This window comes from Pseudomonas sp. H3_E04, assembly GCF_054668915.1.
Genome location: NZ_CP162797.1, coordinates 3,205,761 through 3,221,330, shown reverse-complemented (window position 1 = coordinate 3,221,330; position 15,570 = coordinate 3,205,761). Strand labels below are relative to the sequence as shown.

At 59.8% G+C, this 15,570-nt stretch carries 18 protein-coding genes; 17 read left to right on the top strand and 1 reads right to left on the bottom strand.

Features of this window, described 5'->3' with window-relative positions:
• Positions 1-25 precede the first annotated feature (25 nt).
• The 3 genes from secD to AB4N53_RS14360 all read left to right on the top strand — a co-directional run bounded on the left by secD (position 26) and on the right by AB4N53_RS14360 (position 3,488).
• A complete protein-coding gene (gene secD, locus AB4N53_RS14370) occupies positions 26-1,894 on the top strand; it encodes a protein translocase subunit SecD (protein WP_039761424.1) in 1,869 nt (622 codons plus the stop codon).
• Between the two features lie 9 nt (positions 1,895-1,903).
• Positions 1,904-2,818 carry a protein translocase subunit SecF gene (gene secF / locus AB4N53_RS14365; protein ID WP_110603668.1) on the top strand — a complete coding sequence of 305 codons (915 nt, stop codon included), beginning with the start codon at positions 1,904-1,906 and terminating at the stop codon, positions 2,816-2,818.
• Positions 2,819-2,939: 121 nt separating this feature from the next.
• Complete coding sequence (locus tag AB4N53_RS14360; RefSeq protein WP_039761427.1) at positions 2,940-3,488, top strand: glycine zipper 2TM domain-containing protein; 549 nt, start codon at positions 2,940-2,942, stop codon at positions 3,486-3,488.
• Positions 3,489-3,728: 240 nt separating this feature from the next.
• Here AB4N53_RS14360 and suhB read toward each other — a convergent pair whose 3' ends face one another.
• Positions 3,729-4,547, bottom strand: a complete 819-nt coding sequence (suhB, locus tag AB4N53_RS14355; protein WP_016773320.1) for a type III secretion system regulator SuhB — start codon at positions 4,545-4,547, stop codon at positions 3,729-3,731.
• Between the two features lie 145 nt (positions 4,548-4,692).
• Here suhB and trmJ point away from each other — a divergent pair, with 145 nt between their 5' ends.
• The 14 genes from trmJ (at position 4,693) to AB4N53_RS14285 (ending at position 15,568) form a co-directional block, all read left to right on the top strand.
• Complete coding sequence (gene trmJ, locus AB4N53_RS14350; RefSeq protein ID WP_073473313.1) at positions 4,693-5,463, top strand: tRNA (cytosine(32)/uridine(32)-2'-O)-methyltransferase TrmJ; 771 nt, start codon at positions 4,693-4,695, stop codon at positions 5,461-5,463.
• A 3-nt stretch (positions 5,464-5,466) separates the two neighbouring features.
• A complete protein-coding gene (gene cysE / locus AB4N53_RS14345) occupies positions 5,467-6,243 on the top strand; it encodes a serine O-acetyltransferase (RefSeq protein ID WP_024014221.1) in 777 nt (258 codons plus the stop codon).
• A gap of 240 nt (positions 6,244-6,483) precedes the next feature.
• Complete coding sequence (iscR, locus tag AB4N53_RS14340; protein ID WP_016773323.1) at positions 6,484-6,975, top strand: Fe-S cluster assembly transcriptional regulator IscR; 492 nt, start codon at positions 6,484-6,486, stop codon at positions 6,973-6,975.
• 50 nt (positions 6,976-7,025) lie between these two features.
• Entirely contained in the window at positions 7,026-8,240 is a 1,215-nt protein-coding gene (locus AB4N53_RS14335) for an IscS subfamily cysteine desulfurase (RefSeq protein ID WP_016773324.1), read from the top strand.
• 100 nt (positions 8,241-8,340) lie between these two features.
• Positions 8,341-8,727, top strand: coding sequence for a Fe-S cluster assembly scaffold IscU (gene iscU / locus AB4N53_RS14330; RefSeq protein ID WP_003227907.1), 387 nt, complete (start codon positions 8,341-8,343; stop codon positions 8,725-8,727).
• Positions 8,728-8,761: 34 nt separating this feature from the next.
• Positions 8,762-9,085 (top strand): iron-sulfur cluster assembly protein IscA, encoded by a 324-nt coding sequence (gene iscA, locus AB4N53_RS14325; protein WP_003227904.1) that lies wholly within the window; start codon positions 8,762-8,764, stop codon positions 9,083-9,085.
• Positions 9,086-9,093: 8 nt separating this feature from the next.
• The gene (hscB, locus tag AB4N53_RS14320) at positions 9,094-9,615 is read left to right on the top strand and encodes a co-chaperone HscB (protein WP_460121271.1); all 522 of its coding nucleotides are present in this window, start codon (positions 9,094-9,096) and stop codon (positions 9,613-9,615) included.
• Between the two features lie 51 nt (positions 9,616-9,666).
• On the top strand, positions 9,667-11,532 hold the full coding sequence (gene hscA / locus AB4N53_RS14315; RefSeq protein ID WP_460121269.1) for a Fe-S protein assembly chaperone HscA: 1,866 nt from the start codon (positions 9,667-9,669) through the stop codon (positions 11,530-11,532).
• Positions 11,532-11,873, top strand: coding sequence for an ISC system 2Fe-2S type ferredoxin (gene fdx, locus AB4N53_RS14310; RefSeq protein ID WP_016773327.1), 342 nt, complete (start codon positions 11,532-11,534; stop codon positions 11,871-11,873). Before hscA ends, fdx begins: the two co-directional genes overlap by 1 nt.
• 14 nt (positions 11,874-11,887) lie before the next feature.
• The gene (gene iscX, locus AB4N53_RS14305) at positions 11,888-12,088 is read left to right on the top strand and encodes a Fe-S cluster assembly protein IscX (protein ID WP_016773328.1); all 201 of its coding nucleotides are present in this window, start codon (positions 11,888-11,890) and stop codon (positions 12,086-12,088) included.
• An 87-nt stretch (positions 12,089-12,175) separates the two neighbouring features.
• A complete protein-coding gene (ndk, locus tag AB4N53_RS14300; RefSeq protein ID WP_024014216.1) occupies positions 12,176-12,601 on the top strand; it encodes a nucleoside-diphosphate kinase in 426 nt (141 codons plus the stop codon).
• Positions 12,602-12,629: 28 nt separating this feature from the next.
• Entirely contained in the window at positions 12,630-13,778 is a 1,149-nt protein-coding gene (rlmN, locus tag AB4N53_RS14295; protein ID WP_024014215.1) for a dual-specificity RNA methyltransferase RlmN, read from the top strand.
• Between the two features lie 12 nt (positions 13,779-13,790).
• Positions 13,791-14,549, top strand: coding sequence for a type IV pilus biogenesis/stability protein PilW (pilW, locus tag AB4N53_RS14290; RefSeq protein ID WP_016773330.1), 759 nt, complete (start codon positions 13,791-13,793; stop codon positions 14,547-14,549).
• Positions 14,549-15,568: a RodZ domain-containing protein gene (locus AB4N53_RS14285; protein WP_460121266.1), complete on the top strand. Its 1,020-nt coding sequence runs from the start codon at positions 14,549-14,551 to the stop codon at positions 15,566-15,568. The genes pilW and AB4N53_RS14285 overlap by 1 nt, the downstream gene beginning before the upstream one ends.
• Positions 15,569-15,570: the final 2 nt, after the last annotated feature.

The window sequence follows — 15,570 nt, the reverse complement described above, 5'->3', positions numbered from 1 at the left end:
CCCCGCGTTCATAACGGGCGGCGTGATGCTGAACAAATACCCTCTGTGGAAATACATTCTGATCCTGGCGGTGCTGGCGATCGGTCTGATTTATTCCGCTCCCAATCTTTATCCTGATGACCCGGCCATTCAGATCAGCGGCGCCAGCACGGCTCTGCAGGTCAATGACGCCGATCTGGCTCGTGTCAGCACAGCGCTGAAAGAGTCCGGCATCAACGTCAAGGCGGCCACGCTGACGGCAGGCGGCAAGGGCGGTCTGATCCGTCTGAGCAAGGCTGAAGACCAGTTGCCGGCCAAGGACGTTGTGCGCAAGGCATTGGGTGATGACTACGTCGTCGCGCTGAACCTGGCACAGACCACCCCGCAATGGCTGCGCAACCTCGGTGCGCACCCGATGAAGCTGGGTCTGGACTTGTCCGGTGGTGTGCACTTCCTGCTCGAAGTGGACATGGACAAAGCCCTCGATGCACGCCTGAAAGTCTACGAAGGCGACGTCAAGAGTCTGCTGCGCAAAGAGAAGCTGCGCTATCGCAGCCTGCCGCAACTGGGCGGTGCCATTCAGTTGGGCTTCAGCGATGAAGATTCCCGCGAACAGGCCCGTGCGCTGATCCGCAAGAATTTCAACGATTTCGACATTGTTCCGGCCGATCTCAACGGTCAACCGGTGCTGCGTCTGGCGATGACCCCGGCCAAGCTGGCGGAAATCCGTGAATACTCCATCAAGCAGAACCTGACCACGGTACGTAACCGCGTCAACGAGTTGGGTGTTGCCGAACCGATCGTGCAGCGTCAGGGCGCCAACCGCATCGTGGTTGAGCTGCCGGGCGTGCAGGACACTGCCGAAGCCAAGCGTATTCTCGGCAAGACGGCCAACCTCGAGTTCCGTCTGGCCGCCGAGCCGGGCGCTTCGAAAGCCACTTCCGAGTCGTTCGAATTCCGCGAAGGCAACCGTCCGCCAGCGCAGATCGAGCGTGGTCTGATCATTACCGGTGACCAGGTCACCGACGCCAAGGCCGGTTTCGGCGAGCACGGCACGCCTGAAGTGAACATCCGTCTGGATGGTCACGGTGGCGAGCTGATGAGCCGCGCGACCCGCTCCAATGTCGGTCGCAGCATGGCGGTGATCTTCATCGAACAGCGCCCGGTCACCACTTACACCAAGCAAGTGGTTGATGGCGTCGAGAAAGACGTGCCGGTTCAGACGTTCAAGGAAGAGAAGAAGATCATCAGCCTGGCGACCATTCAGTCGCCGCTGGGTGCGCAATTCCGCATCACTGGCCTGAACGGTCAGGGCGAGTCGTCCGAGCTGGCGCTGCTGCTGCGTGCCGGTGGTCTGGCTGCACCGATGTACTTCGCTGAAGAGCGCACAATCGGTCCGAGCCTGGGTGCTGACAACATCACCAAAGGTATCGACGCTTCCCTGTGGGGCATGCTGTTCGTATCGTTGTTCATCATCGCCATCTACCGCTTCTTCGGCGTCATCGCCACCGTCGCGCTGGCGGTGAACATGGTGCTGCTGCTGGCATTGATGTCGCTGTTGGGCGCCACGCTGACCCTGCCGGGTATCGCCGGTATCGTCTTGACCATGGGTATGGCGGTCGACGCCAACGTACTGATCTTCTCGCGGATTCGTGAAGAGATCGCCGCCGGCATGACTGTGCAGCGGGCAATCAACGAAGGCTTCGGCCGGGCATTCACCGCGATTCTCGACGCCAACCTGACCACTTTGCTGGTCGGCGGCATTCTCTTCGCCATGGGCACTGGCCCGGTGAAGGGTTTCGCAGTGACCATGTCCCTCGGGATCTTTACCTCGATGTTCACGGCCATCATGGTGACCCGCGCAATGGTCAACCTGATCTTTGGCGGACGTGACTTCAAGAAGTTGTGGATTTAAGGGGCTGCCATGTTACGTACAATCAACTTCATGGGCGTTCGCAACTTCGCGTTCGGCGTCACATTGCTGCTTACCGTCATTGCCTTGTTCAGCGTCGCCACCAAGGGCATGAACTGGGGCCTGGACTTCACCGGCGGAACGCTCATCGAGCTGACCTACGAGCGTCCGGCCGACGTCACCAAGGTGCGCGAGCAACTGGCGACTTCCGGTTATCACGAAGCCGTGGTGCAGAACTTCGGCGCCACTACTGACTTGCTGGTGCGCATGCCGGGTGAAGACCCGCAGCTGGGCCATCAGGTCGCAGACGCATTGCAGAAAGTCGGCGGCGACAACCCGGCGACGGTCAAGCGTGTCGAGTTCGTCGGCCCGCAGGTCGGTGAAGAGCTGCGCGACCAGGGCGGCCTCGGCATGTTGCTGGCGCTCGGCGGCATCCTGATCTACCTGGCGTTCCGCTTTCAGTGGAAGTTTGCGGTCGGCGCCATTGTGTCGCTGATCCACGACGTGATCGTGACCGTGGGTATCCTCTCGTACTTCCAGATCACCTTCGATCTGACAGTGCTGGCGGCGGTGCTGGCGATCATCGGTTACTCGCTCAACGACACCATCGTGGTGTTCGACCGGGTGCGTGAGAACTTCCGCGTGCTGCGCAAGGCGACGCTGATCGAGAACATCAACATCTCGACCACGCAGACCCTGCTGCGCACCATGGCGACGTCGATCTCCACTCTGCTGGCGATCGCGGCGCTGTTGTTCTTCGGCGGCGACAACCTGTTCGGCTTCTCTATCGCGCTGTTCATCGGTGTACTGGCGGGTACCTACTCGTCGATCTACATCGCCAACGTGGTGCTGATCTGGCTGAACCTGACCACCGAGGATCTGATTCCTCCGGCCAACACCGATAAGGAAGTCGACGACCGTCCATAACGGCCAGCGATGTCCCGGCTGTCAGCTGACAAAAGGCGCGAGTTGAACTCGCGCCTTTTTTTGTGCTCCAAGGCTGGGAGAAGCGCGGGCGCGTCCCGCATGTGATGGTCAGGAGGTTCATGTGAACAAGTCGTTGCTGGTTGGTGCGGTATTGGGTGCTGTCGGTGTCACAGCCGGGGGTGCTGTTGCCACCTACAGCCTGGTTAAAAGCGGCCCTGAGTATGCGCAAGTATTAGCCGTTGAGCCGGTCAAGACACAGATCAAGACTCCACGTGAAGTGTGCAAGGATGTAACGGTGACTCGGCAGGCACCGGTCAAGGATCAACACCAGATTCTCGGTACTGCGATCGGTGCCGTAGCCGGCGGTTTGCTGGGTAATCAGGTGGGTGGCGGTACCGGCAAGAAGATTGCCACGGTTGCCGGTGCAGTTGGCGGCGGTTATGCCGGTAACAAGGTGCAGGAAGGTATGCAGAACCGTGACACCTACACCACCACGCAAACCCGCTGCAACACGGTCAATGACATCAGCGACAAGGTCGTCGGCTACGACGTGCGTTACTCGCTCGATGGCAAGGAAGGCAAGGTGCGGATGGATCGCGATCCGGGCAACCAGATTCCGGTCGATAAGGAAGGCAAGCTGATCCTGTCGCAAAATGAGCCGGGTCAGTAAGGCTTTACGGTTTTGAAAAGAAGCACCCTGCGGGGTGCTTTTTTTGTACTCGCGATTCAGGGCTGTCCGTGACCCTCTGTGGGAGCGAGCCTGCTCGCGAATGCATTCCGAGAGCCGACATTGATGTTGGCTGATGCACCGCATTCGCGAGCAGGCTCGCTCCCACAGGAAATTGTGCTGTTTGGAATTGCAGGCATAAAAAAAGCACCCCGGAGGGTGCTTTTTGGTTTCGCGGAAAGCTTAGCGCTTCAGCGAAGCCGGCAGGTGCGGCTGGATCGCCGTCAGCACTGCCTTGAAGCATTTGGTGTTGCCGGCAACGATGTGGCCTTTTTCCAGGAAGTCGTGACCGCCGGTGAAGTCGCTCACCAGGCCGCCGGCTTCTTGAATCAGCAGGGCGCCTGCAGCCATGTCCCACTCCGACAGGCCCGACTCCCAGAACGCATCGAAACGACCGGCAGCCACGTAAGCCAGGTCCAGGCTCGCCGAACCGGCGCGGCGGATGCCGGCAGTCTGGCCAACCAGGGCGCGGAACATGCCCAGGTAGTTGTCGAGGTTGTCCATCTGGTCGTCACGGAACGGGAAGCCAGTGCCGAGCAAAGCGCCGTCGAGGCTGGTGCGGCCGCTGACGCGCAGGCGGCGACCGTTCAGTTGAGCGCCGCGACCACGGCTGGCGGTGAATTCTTCCTGGCGAACCGGGTCCAGAACCACTGCGTGTTCCAGGCGACCACGATATTTGCAGGCAATGCTCACTGCAAAGTGCGGAATGCCACGGAGGAAGTTGGTGGTGCCGTCCAGTGGATCGATGATCCACAGGTACTCTTCGCCTTCGATGCCGGTGCCAGCGTGCAGGCCGGTTTCTTCACCCTGGATCGAGTGATTCGGGTAAGCCTTGCGCAGGGCATCGATGATTTTCTGTTCAGCGGCGCGATCAACCTCGGATACGTAATCCTTGGCGTCTTTTTCGTCGACCTTGATGGTATCCAGGCGCTCGATGGAGCGGAAGATCAGTTCACTGGCGCTGCGGGCGGCGCGCAGCGCGATATTCAGCATGGGCTGCATGGATGTGTCACCTAAGGTTGTTAAAGAAAGCCGCGCATTCTATCAGAACTTTTCTTCAGGTGAAGGACGCTGTTCGCTTTCATAGCTTAACGGTAGGCTGTTCTGTAAGATTTGCCCCCCTTTCCTGTGTCCGAGAGCGCCTCCCTTGCTGCAGAACATTCGTGTCGTCCTGGTCAACACCAGCCACCCCGGCAACATCGGCGGGGCCGCGCGCGCCATGAAAAACATGGGTCTGTCGCGACTGGTGCTGGTCGAACCGCGGGTCTTCCCGCACCACGAGGCCGACGCCCGCGCCTCCGGTGCTGGTGACATCCTTGAAAACGCGCAAGTCGTCGCCACCTTGGAAGATGCTCTGGTCGGTTGCAATCTGGTGCTCGGCACCAGCGCCCGCGACCGGCGTATTCCCTGGCCGCTGCTCGATCCGCGCGAATGCGGCAACAAAGTGGTCGAGGAAGCCGGGCAGGGCGCGGAGATTGCTTTGGTGTTCGGTCGTGAAGACTCCGGCCTGACCAACGAAGAGCTGCAGCGATGTCACTTCCACGTGCACATCCCTTCCGATCCGACCTTCAGTTCGCTGAACCTCGGGGCGGCGGTGCAGGTGTTGAGTTATGAAGTGCGCATGGCCTGGCTGGCTGCACAGGGTCAGCCAAGCAAGGTCGAGAAAGAAGAAGTGGCCTCGGTGAAAAGCGCCGAGCTGGCGACCATGGATGAGCTGGAGCGATTCTATGAGCACCTGGAGCAGACGCTGGTTGCCATCGAATTCCTCGACCCGGAAAAGCCACGGCACTTGATGGCGCGCCTGCGCCGGTTGTACGGACGCAGCTCGGTCAGCCGGGCGGAAATGAATATTTTGCGTGGCATCCTCACGGAAACCCAGAAAGCGGCCCGTGGCGAGCTTCTAAAGCGGAAGGATTGAATGATGTTTGAGCGTTTGCGTGAAGATATCCAGAGCGTATTCCATCGAGACCCGGCGGCGCGTAACGCTTTTGAAGTCCTGACCTGCTACCCCGGCATGCATGCGATCTGGATTCATCGTCTGGCCGGCATGCTCTGGCGCAACGAACTGAAATGGCTGGCGCGGCTGGTGTCGAATTTCGGTCGCTGGCTGACCGGGATCGAAATTCATCCGGGTGCCAAGGTGGGTCGGCGTTTCTTCATCGATCACGGCATGGGCATCGTCATCGGTGAAACCGCCGAGATCGGCGACGACGTCACCATCTATCAAGGTGTGACCCTCGGCGGCACCAGCTGGAACAAAGGCAAGCGCCACCCGACGCTGGGTGATGGCGTCGTGGTCGGTGCTGGTGCCAAAGTTCTCGGCCCGTTCACGGTCGGTGCAGGCGCCAAAGTCGGCTCCAACGCTGTGGTCACCAAGGAAGTGCCGCCGGGCGCCACGGTGGTGGGGATTCCGGGGCGGATCATCGTCAAGACCGATGAAGAGCAGGACGCCAAGCGCAAAGCCATGGCGGAAAAGATCGGTTTCGACGCTTACGGCGTCAGCGAAGACATGCCCGACCCGGTGGCCCGCGCCATCGGCCAGTTACTCGACCATCTGCAAGCGGTGGACGGGCGTCTGGAAGGCATGTGCGGCGCGCTGAAGGATCTGGGCAGCAATTACTGTGCGAAAGATCTGCCTGAGCTGCGTGAAGAAGACTTCGCCTGCGTCAAGGGCAAGGACGAATCGAAAGCAGGCTGAACCGCGGCGCTGCTTTTCGCGAGCAGGCTCGCTCCCACAAGAGCAATGCATTCCAATGTGGGAGCGAGCCTGCTCGCGAAGAACGATCACGCGGTTGCGCTGGCTGTCCGCGCCCCGTCTTTGCTATAGTGCGCGCGCTCTTTTGCGGGTAAACCCGACTAAAGCACTAGGTCTTATAGTTGACTTAAATGCTCGGGAATTGCATACTCCCGCCCATTCCGAACTCCGTGGTAACTGTCCATGCGACTGACTACAAAAGGCCGATACGCCGTGACCGCCATGCTTGACCTGGCGTTGCACGCGCAGCACGGGCCGGTGTCTCTGGCCGATATCTCCGAGCGCCAAGGCATCTCCCTGTCCTACCTCGAACAGCTGTTCGCCAAGCTGCGCCGCAGCAACCTGGTTTCCAGCGTTCGCGGTCCGGGTGGTGGCTACCAGTTGTCCCGCGACATGCAGGGCATCCAGGTCGCCCAGGTGATCGATGCGGTCAACGAATCGGTCGATGCCACCAAGTGCCAGGGCCAGGGCGATTGCCATTCCGGCGATACCTGCCTGACCCATCATCTGTGGTGCGACTTGAGCCTGCAGATTCACGAATTTCTGAGCGGTATCAGCTTGGCCGACCTTGTGACTCGCCGTGAGGTACAAGAAGTGGCCCAGCGTCAGGACCAGCGCCGTTGCAGCAGCAAGGCGCCACGCCTGGACAAGATTGAAGCGTCCGCCGTCGAATGACAGCCGAAGAGCTACCCGCGGCACGCCAGCCCTGATTTAGGAGATAGTCCATGAAATTGCCGATTTACCTTGATTACTCTGCAACCACCCCGGTTGATCCGCGCGTTGCGCAGAAAATGAGTGAATGCCTTCTGGTCGACGGAAACTTCGGTAACCCGGCTTCCCGTTCCCACGTGTTCGGCTGGAAGGCTGAAGAGTCCGTCGAAAACGCTCGTCGTCAGGTGGCCGATCTGGTCAACGCTGATCCGCGCGAAATCGTCTGGACCTCCGGTGCCACCGAGTCCGACAACCTGGCGATCAAGGGCGCGGCACATTTCTACGCCTCCAAGGGCAAGCACCTGATCACCAGCAAGATCGAGCACAAGGCTGTCCTCGACACCATGCGCCAACTGGAGCGTGAAGGTTTCGAAGTGACCTACCTCGAGCCGACCGAAGACGGTTTGATCACCCCGGCCATGATCGACGCCGCACTGCGCGAAGACACCATTCTGGTGTCGGTGATGCACGTGAACAACGAAATCGGCACCATCAACGACATCGCTGCCATCGGCGAGATGCTGCGCGCCAAAGGCGTGCTGTTCCACGTCGACGCTGCTCAGTCCACTGGCAAGGTCGAGATCGACCTGCAGAAGCTGAAAGTCGACATGATGTCGTTCTCCGCCCACAAGACTTATGGCCCTAAAGGTATCGGCGCGCTGTACGTCAGCCGCAAGCCGCGTGTGCGCATCGAAGCGACCATGCACGGCGGCGGTCACGAGCGCGGCATGCGTTCCGGCACCCTGGCGACCCACCAGATCGTCGGCATGGGCGAAGCGTTCCGTGTGGCCAAGGAAGACATGGCTGCTGAAAACGTACGCATCAAAGCCTTGAGCGATCGTTTCTACAAGCAGGTCGAGCATCTGGAAGAGCTGTACGTCAACGGCAGCCTGACCGCCCGCGTTCCGCACAACCTGAACCTCAGCTTCAACTACGTTGAAGGCGAGTCGCTGATCATGGCGCTCAAGGATCTGGCGGTATCGTCCGGTTCGGCCTGTACCTCGGCGTCGCTCGAGCCTTCGTACGTACTGCGCGCCCTGGGCCGCAACGACGAACTGGCACACAGCTCGATCCGCTTTACCTTCGGCCGTTTCACCACCGAAGAAGAAATCGACTACGCCGCGCAGAAAGTCTGCGAGGCGGTTACCAAGCTGCGCGCTCTGTCGCCGCTGTGGGACATGTACAAAGACGGCGTCGATATCTCGAAAATCGAGTGGGCGGCACACTAACTATAGAAGCCGCCGGATACAGATCCTGTAGCGACGCGGCGTTAACGCAGCGCAGTTGCAGGGTCTCAAGAGCGGCCCTGATGAGTGAGGATTGAGAATCATGGCTTACAGCGAAAAGGTCATCGACCACTACGAAAACCCGCGCAACGTCGGCAAGATGAACGCGGAAGATCCTGATGTCGGCACCGGCATGGTCGGCGCTCCGGCGTGCGGCGACGTGATGCGTCTGCAGATCAAGGTCAACGATCAGGGCGTTATCGAAGACGCCAAGTTCAAGACCTACGGTTGCGGTTCGGCGATCGCCTCCAGCTCCCTCGCCACCGAGTGGATGAAGGGCAAGACCCTGGACGAAGCCGAAACCATCAAGAACACTCAGCTGGCCGAAGAACTGGCTTTGCCGCCAGTGAAAATTCACTGCTCCGTGCTCGCAGAAGACGCTATCAAAGCGGCTGTTCGCGATTACAAGCAGAAGAAAGGCTTGATCTGAATTTCAAGATTCGGCGACGAGTAAGGAGTCAACGATGGCTATCAGCATGACAGAAGCGGCTGCTCGACACGTGCGGCGCTCCCTCGACGGGCGCGGCAAAGGTGAAGGGATTCGTCTGGGTGTTCGCACCACGGGCTGTTCCGGCCTTGCCTACGTGCTGGAGTTTGTCGACGAGGTAGTGGCGGAAGATCAGGTGTTCGAGAGTCACGGCGAAAAAGTGATCATCGACCCGAAAAGCCTGGCCTACCTGGACGGCACCGAGCTCGACTTCGTCAAGGAAGGGTTGAACGAAGGCTTCAAGTTCAACAACCCCAACGTGCGCGGTGAATGTGGCTGCGGCGAAAGCTTCAACATCTGAGGCTGGTCGTGGGTATTCCTTGTCATTTCGCTTTGTTCGAGCTGCAACCGAGCTTCCGCCTGGATCTCGAGCAGTTGGCCACGCGCTATCGTGAGTTGGCGCGTGGCGTCCATCCTGACCGTTTTGCCGATGCATCCGAGCGCGAGCAGCGCTCTGCGCTCGAGCAATCGGCGCGGCTCAACGACGCCTACCAGACGCTCAAGAGTCCGGCCCAGCGTGCCCGCTACCTGCTGAAGATCAGCGGGCATGAGGTGCCGATGGAAGTCACCGTCCACGATCCCGAGTTTCTTCTGCAGCAGATGCAATGGCGCGAAGAACTCGAAGATCTGCAGGACAGTGCCGATATCGACGGCGTTGCGGTGTTCAAGCGTCGCCTGAAAGCCGCTCAGGAAGAACTCAATGAGAGCTTCGCAGCCTGTTGGGATGATGCAGCGCAACGTGAACAGGCCGAACGCCTGATGCGGCGCATGCAGTTCCTCGACAAGCTCACCTACGAAGTGCGCCAGCTGGAAGAGCGCCTCGACGATTAACCCAGTGCTGCGCTCAATTGCACGCTGACAGACAGACAAGACCTGATCACCATGGCTCTACTGCAGATCGCCGAACCCGGCCAAAGTCCTCAACCGCACCAGCGTCGTCTGGCGGTGGGCATCGACTTGGGTACTACCAATTCGCTGGTCGCTGCGCTGCGCAGTGGTCTATCCGAACCGCTGGCCGACGCTGACGGGCAGGTCATCCTGCCTTCCGCCGTGCGTTATCACGCCGACCGCGTCGAAGTCGGCGAGTCGGCCAAGCTCGCCGCATCCTCCGATCCTTTGAACACTGTGCTGTCGGTCAAGCGCTTGATGGGTCGTGGTCTTTCCGACGTCAAGCAATTGGGCGAGCAACTGCCATACCGCTTTGTCGGCGGCGAATCGCACATGCCGTTCATCGACACCGTGCAAGGACCGAAAAGCCCGGTTGAAGTCTCCGCCGATATTCTCAAGGTCCTGCGTCAGCGTGCTGAAGCGACCTTGGGCGGCGAACTGGTCGGCGCGGTAATCACCGTCCCTGCCTACTTCGACGATGCGCAGCGGCAAGCCACCAAAGATGCGGCCAAGCTCGCCGGTCTGAACGTGTTGCGTCTGCTCAACGAGCCGACCGCTGCTGCTGTGGCGTATGGTCTGGATCAACACGCTGAAGGCCTGGTTGCGATTTATGACCTTGGTGGCGGTACCTTCGATATTTCGATTCTGCGTCTGACTGGCGGCGTCTTTGAAGTTCTGGCCACTGGCGGCGACAGCGCGCTGGGCGGCGATGATTTCGATCACGCGATTGCCGGCTGGATCATCGAGAGCGCTGGCCTGTCCGCCGATCTCGATCCGGGCGCACAGCGCAATCTGCTGCAAACTGCCTGCGCGGCCAAAGAAGCTTTGACCGACGCTACCAGCGTTGAAGTGGCTTACGGCGACTGGAAAGCCCAGTTGACCCGTGAAGCCTTCGATGCGCTGATCGAGCCGATGGTCGCGCGCAGCCTGAAAGCCTGTCGCCGCGCCGTTCGCGATTCCGGTATTGAGCTGGAAGACGTGCACGCCGTGGTCATGGTCGGCGGTTCGACCCGCGTGCCACGTGTTCGTGAAGCCGTTGCCGAAGCGTTCGGTCGTCAGCCGTTGACGGAAATCGACCCGGATCAAGTGGTGGCCATCGGGGCCGCGATCCAGGCCGACACCTTGGCTGGCAACAAGCGCGATGGCGGCGAACTGCTGCTGCTCGACGTGATTCCGTTGTCCCTGGGGCTGGAAACCATGGGCGGTCTGATGGAGAAGGTGATTCCGCGCAACACCACGATCCCCGTCGCCCGCGCCCAGGATTTCACCACCTATAAAGACGGCCAGTCAGCCATGGCGATCCACGTTCTGCAGGGCGAGCGTGAGCTGATCAGCGACTGCCGCTCTCTGGCGCGTTTCGAATTGCGCGGCATTCCGGCGATGGTGGCCGGTGCGGCGAAAATTCGCGTGACCTTCCAGGTCGATGCCGACGGTCTGCTCAGCGTGTCTGCCCGTGAGTTGGGCTCGGGCGTTGAAGCGAGCATTCAGGTCAAGCCGTCCTACGGCCTGACCGACGGCGAAATCGCCAAGATGCTGAAAGATTCGTTCCAGCATGCCAATGACGACAAGGTCGCCCGCGTTCTGCGTGAGCAGCAAGTCGATGCCCAGCGCCTGCTCGAAGCGGTGCAGGGCGCGCTGGAGGCCGATGGCGAGCGTTTGCTCGACGCCGAAGAGCGCATGGTCATCGAACTGCAAATGCAGGAGCTGGCCGAACTGATGAAAGGTACCGATGGTTACGCCATCGAGCAGCAGACCAAGCGTCTGTCGCAAGTGACCGATGCTTTTGCTGCCCGCCGCATGGACCTGACGGTGAAAGCCGCTCTGTCGGGGCGCAACCTGAATGAAATCGAGGATATCTGATGCCGCAGGTCATTTTTCTGCCCCACGAGAAGTTCTGCCCGGAAGGCATGGTGGTCGAGGCTGCGCCCGGCACATCGATTCTCGAGTTGGCTCACGAACACCATATCGAGATGGAAAGCGCGTGCGGCGGCGTCTGCGCCTGCACTACTTGCCATTGCATCATCCGCGAGGGTTTTGACTCGCTGGAAGAGGCCGATGAGCTGGAAGAAGACTTCCTCGATCGTGCCTGGGGTCTGGAGGCGCAATCGCGTCTGGCCTGTCAGGCGATCGTCGGTGAGGAAGACCTCACCGTCGAGATTCCGAAATATTCGCTTAACCATGCGGCCGAAGCGCCGCACTGACTGGTAAGACTGTCATGAGCTACGGTTGGAATGATGTTCAACGCATTGCAGAAGAATTGGCCGAGGCCCACGAGGGACTCGATCCGTATTCTGTAGGTTTTGTCCGTTTGCAGCAGATGATTCTTGAACTGCCTGACTTCGATGCTACTTCTGGCCGGGTCGGCGAGAAGGTGCTCGAAGCGGTTCAGGAGCTCTGGGCCGCAGAATTGGACTGATCGTCTCGCAGGTTAGGCAATACCCAAGAACCCGCGTATAATTCGCGGGTTTAATTTTTCGCAAATTACCGTTTCTGGAGTTACACCATGGCTGTTCAACGTACTTTCTCCATCATCAAGCCTGACGCCGTTGCTAAAAACGTGATCGGCAAGATCACCACTCGCTTCGAAGACGCTGGCCTGCGCGTTGTAGCTTCGAAACTGAAGCAACTGTCCAAAGCCGAAGCCGAAGGCTTCTACGCTGAGCACAGCGAGCGCGGTTTCTTCGGTGACCTGGTTGCTTTCATGACTTCCGGTCCGGTTGTCGTTCAGGTTCTGGAAGGCGAAAACGCTATCGCTCGCAACCGTGAGCTGATGGGCGCTACCAACCCTAAAGAAGCTGCTGCCGGCACCATCCGTGCTGACTTCGCTGAATCGATCGACGCCAACGCCGTTCACGGTTCGGACTCCGAAGCTGCTGCCGCTCGCGAAATCGCTTACTTCTTCGCAGCTACTGAAGTAACCACTCGCTAAGCATTGCTTGCAGAGTGAAGGTGAATCCATGACTACATCGACTGTTAAAACAAACCTGCTGGGTCTGACCCAGCCGGAAATGGAAAAATTCTTCGACTCAATCGGGGAGAAGCGTTTCCGTGCCGGTCAGGTAATGAAATGGATTCACCACTTTGGCGTCGATGATTTCGACGCCATGACGAACGTCAGCAAAGCCTTGCGCGACAAGCTCAAGGCCATTGCTGAAGTGCGTGGTCCGGAAGTGGTCAGCGAGGACATCTCCAGCGACGGCACCCGTAAATGGGTGGTGCGCGTGGCGTCCGGCAGCTGCGTCGAGACCGTTTACATTCCCCAGGGCAAACGCGGCACTCTGTGCGTTTCGTCCCAGGCAGGCTGTGCCCTGGATTGCAGTTTCTGCTCCACCGGCAAGCAAGGCTTCAACAGCAACCTCACCGCCGCCGAAGTCATCGGTCAGGTGTGGATTGCCAACAAATCTTTCGGCAGCGTCCCGGCCACCGTCGACCGTGCGATCACCAACGTGGTGATGATGGGCATGGGCGAGCCGTTGCTGAACTTCGACAACGTCGTCGCCGCCATGCATCTGATGATGGATGACCTCGGCTATGGGATCTCCAAGCGCCGCGTGACCCTGTCCACCTCGGGTGTGGTGCCGATGATCGATGAGCTGGCCAAGCACATCGACGTGTCCCTGGCGTTGTCGCTGCATGCACCGAATGACGCATTGCGTAACCAATTGGTGCCGATCAACAAGAAATATCCGCTTAAGATGCTGCTCGAGTCGTGCCAGCGCTACATGTCCGCCCTTGGCGAGAAACGTGTGCTGACCATCGAGTACACCTTGCTCAAGGACGTCAACGACAAGCTTGAGCACGCCGTGGAAATGATCGAGCTGCTTAAAGACATCCCGTGCAAGATCAACCTGATCCCATTCAACCCGTTCCCGCACTCCGGGTACGAGCGGCCGAGCAACAACGCCATCCGCCGCTTCCAGGATCAGTTGCATCAGGCCGGTTTCAACGTCACTGTGCGCACCACTCGTGGTGAAGACATCGACGCCGCATGTGGTCAATTGGTAGGGCAGGTGCTGGATCGCACCCGTCGCAGCGAACGTTACATCGCCGTGCGCGAATTGAGCGCCGACAGCGATCTGGCACAGAACGCCGCGAACACTAACTAAGAGAGGATCTCTATGTCCCTGCGCTTTGCGCTGCTGTTGCTGTTGGCCAGCCTTTGCGCTGGTTGTGTCCTTTCGGGTGACTACAACCCGATGAAGACCAGCAAGGGCCGCGATGAAGCGCGGGCTGCCTACGTGCAGCTGGGCCTGGGCTACCTGCAGCAGGGCATGACCGAGCGCGCCAAGGTGCCGTTGAAGAAAGCGCTGGAGCTGGACGGTTCCGACCCTGACGCCAATGCGGCGCTCGGTCTGGTGTTTCAGGCTGAAATGGAGCCGGCACTGGCGGACGAGCACTTTCGCAAGGCCTTGTCCTCACGTCCCGCCGATGCACGCATCCTCAACAACTACGGCAGTTTTCTCTACGAAGAACAGCGCTACAAGGAAGCCTACGAGCGTTTTGAACAAGCGGCCGCCGATACCCTGTATCCTGAGCGTTCGCGAGTCTTCGAAAACCTCGGCATGACCGCCGCCAAGCTTGGCCAGCGTGATCTGGCCCAGCAACAGCTGGAAAAAGCCCTGCGCCTGAACCGCCAACAACCGCGCGCATTGCTGGAAATGGCTGAGTTGTCCTTCGAAGACAGGCATTATGTGCCCGCGCGTGACTATTACGACCGTTTCAGCCAGCTCACCGAACAAAATGCACGTAGTCTATTGCTCGGCGTTCGGCTGGCAAAAGTGTTTGAAGATCGCGACAAGGCAGCCAGTTACGGTCTGCAATTAAAACGACTCTATCCCGGTACGCCGGAATATCAGCAATACCTGTCGGAGCAATGATGAAAGCGGCGCATCCCGAAGTTGTAGCAGCGAATCGCGTAAACCCCGGTGAGACCCTGCGCCAGGCCCGCGAAAGCAATGGCTGGTCGCTGGCCGAAGTGGCCCTCAAGCTCAACCTCACCGTGACATCCCTGAGCAATCTTGAAGCCGGCGCTTTCGACAAGCTGCCGGGGCATACCTTCGCTCGCGGTTACATTCGCGCCTATGCCAAATTGCTCGGCATGGACCAGACCGTTCTGGTTCAGCAATTCGACCAGTCCACCGGCACCGACTCCCAGGGCAGCAACGTTCACGCCCTCGGTCGTATCGAAGAGCCGGTGCGGGTTTCCCACACCATTTTGCGTATCGTCAGCCTGTTGCTGCTGATCGCGGTCATCGGCGGCGGTTTCGTCTGGTGGCAGGATCAGACCTCCCAGCGCACCCGCGATCTGACCAGCCTGGCGCCGGAACACGTTGAAGTCGAAGGCGCTGACGGCACCACGCAGATCCACCCGATCGACGAGCCGGAAGACCAGGCTGTCGCCGAAAATCAGGCCGACAGTTCGACAACGCTGGCCTTGCCGCAGTCGGAAACCAGTGCTGAATCGACCGGCGCCGAATCTGCTGCGCCAGCGACCGAGCCAACTGCGCCGGCAGTTGCGCCAAGCGCTCCGGCACAGACGCCTGCGCCAGTGGTGGCAGCTCCGGCCACTCCAGCGCCGAATGTCCCAGCGACACCTGCCCCGACCGCGCCGGTTGCTCAAGCGCCAAGCGCTGAAGCAGCTGCGCCGGTTGCCGGCGAAGGCCAGGTGCAGTTGCAGTTCACCGGCGATTGCTGGGCACAGGTGACCGATGGCCGTGGCAAAGTGATTTTCAGTGGTCTGAAGCATAAAGGCGACAGCGTGAGTGTTTCCGGCAAGCCGCCGCTCGCCGTACGTCTGGGCGTCGCCCGCGCAGCACAGGTCAGCTACAACGGCCAACCGGTCGATATCGCTCCGTTCACCAGTGGCGAGACTGCTCGCCTGAAGTTGGGTCAATAAGT

Bases quoted from the DNA above. Each gene is read 5' to 3' on its own strand.
- secD (WP_039761424.1), top strand. From the start codon at position 26: ATGCTGAACAAATACCCTCTGTGGAAATACATTCTGATCCTGGCGGTG.
- secF (WP_110603668.1), top strand. From the start codon at position 1,904: ATGTTACGTACAATCAACTTCATGGGCGTTCGCAACTTCGCGTTCGGC.
- suhB (WP_016773320.1), bottom strand. From the start codon at position 4,547: ATGCAGCCCATGCTGAATATCGCGCTGCGCGCCGCCCGCAGCGCCAGT.
- cysE (WP_024014221.1), top strand. From the start codon at position 5,467: ATGTTTGAGCGTTTGCGTGAAGATATCCAGAGCGTATTCCATCGAGAC.
- iscR (WP_016773323.1), top strand. From the start codon at position 6,484: ATGCGACTGACTACAAAAGGCCGATACGCCGTGACCGCCATGCTTGAC.
- AB4N53_RS14335 (WP_016773324.1), top strand. From the start codon at position 7,026: ATGAAATTGCCGATTTACCTTGATTACTCTGCAACCACCCCGGTTGAT.
- iscU (WP_003227907.1), top strand. From the start codon at position 8,341: ATGGCTTACAGCGAAAAGGTCATCGACCACTACGAAAACCCGCGCAAC.
- iscA (WP_003227904.1), top strand. From the start codon at position 8,762: ATGGCTATCAGCATGACAGAAGCGGCTGCTCGACACGTGCGGCGCTCC.
- hscA (WP_460121269.1), top strand. From the start codon at position 9,667: ATGGCTCTACTGCAGATCGCCGAACCCGGCCAAAGTCCTCAACCGCAC.
- fdx (WP_016773327.1), top strand. From the start codon at position 11,532: ATGCCGCAGGTCATTTTTCTGCCCCACGAGAAGTTCTGCCCGGAAGGC.
- iscX (WP_016773328.1), top strand. From the start codon at position 11,888: ATGAGCTACGGTTGGAATGATGTTCAACGCATTGCAGAAGAATTGGCC.
- ndk (WP_024014216.1), top strand. From the start codon at position 12,176: ATGGCTGTTCAACGTACTTTCTCCATCATCAAGCCTGACGCCGTTGCT.
- rlmN (WP_024014215.1), top strand. From the start codon at position 12,630: ATGACTACATCGACTGTTAAAACAAACCTGCTGGGTCTGACCCAGCCG.
- pilW (WP_016773330.1), top strand. From the start codon at position 13,791: ATGTCCCTGCGCTTTGCGCTGCTGTTGCTGTTGGCCAGCCTTTGCGCT.
- AB4N53_RS14285 (WP_460121266.1), top strand. From the start codon at position 14,549: ATGAAAGCGGCGCATCCCGAAGTTGTAGCAGCGAATCGCGTAAACCCC.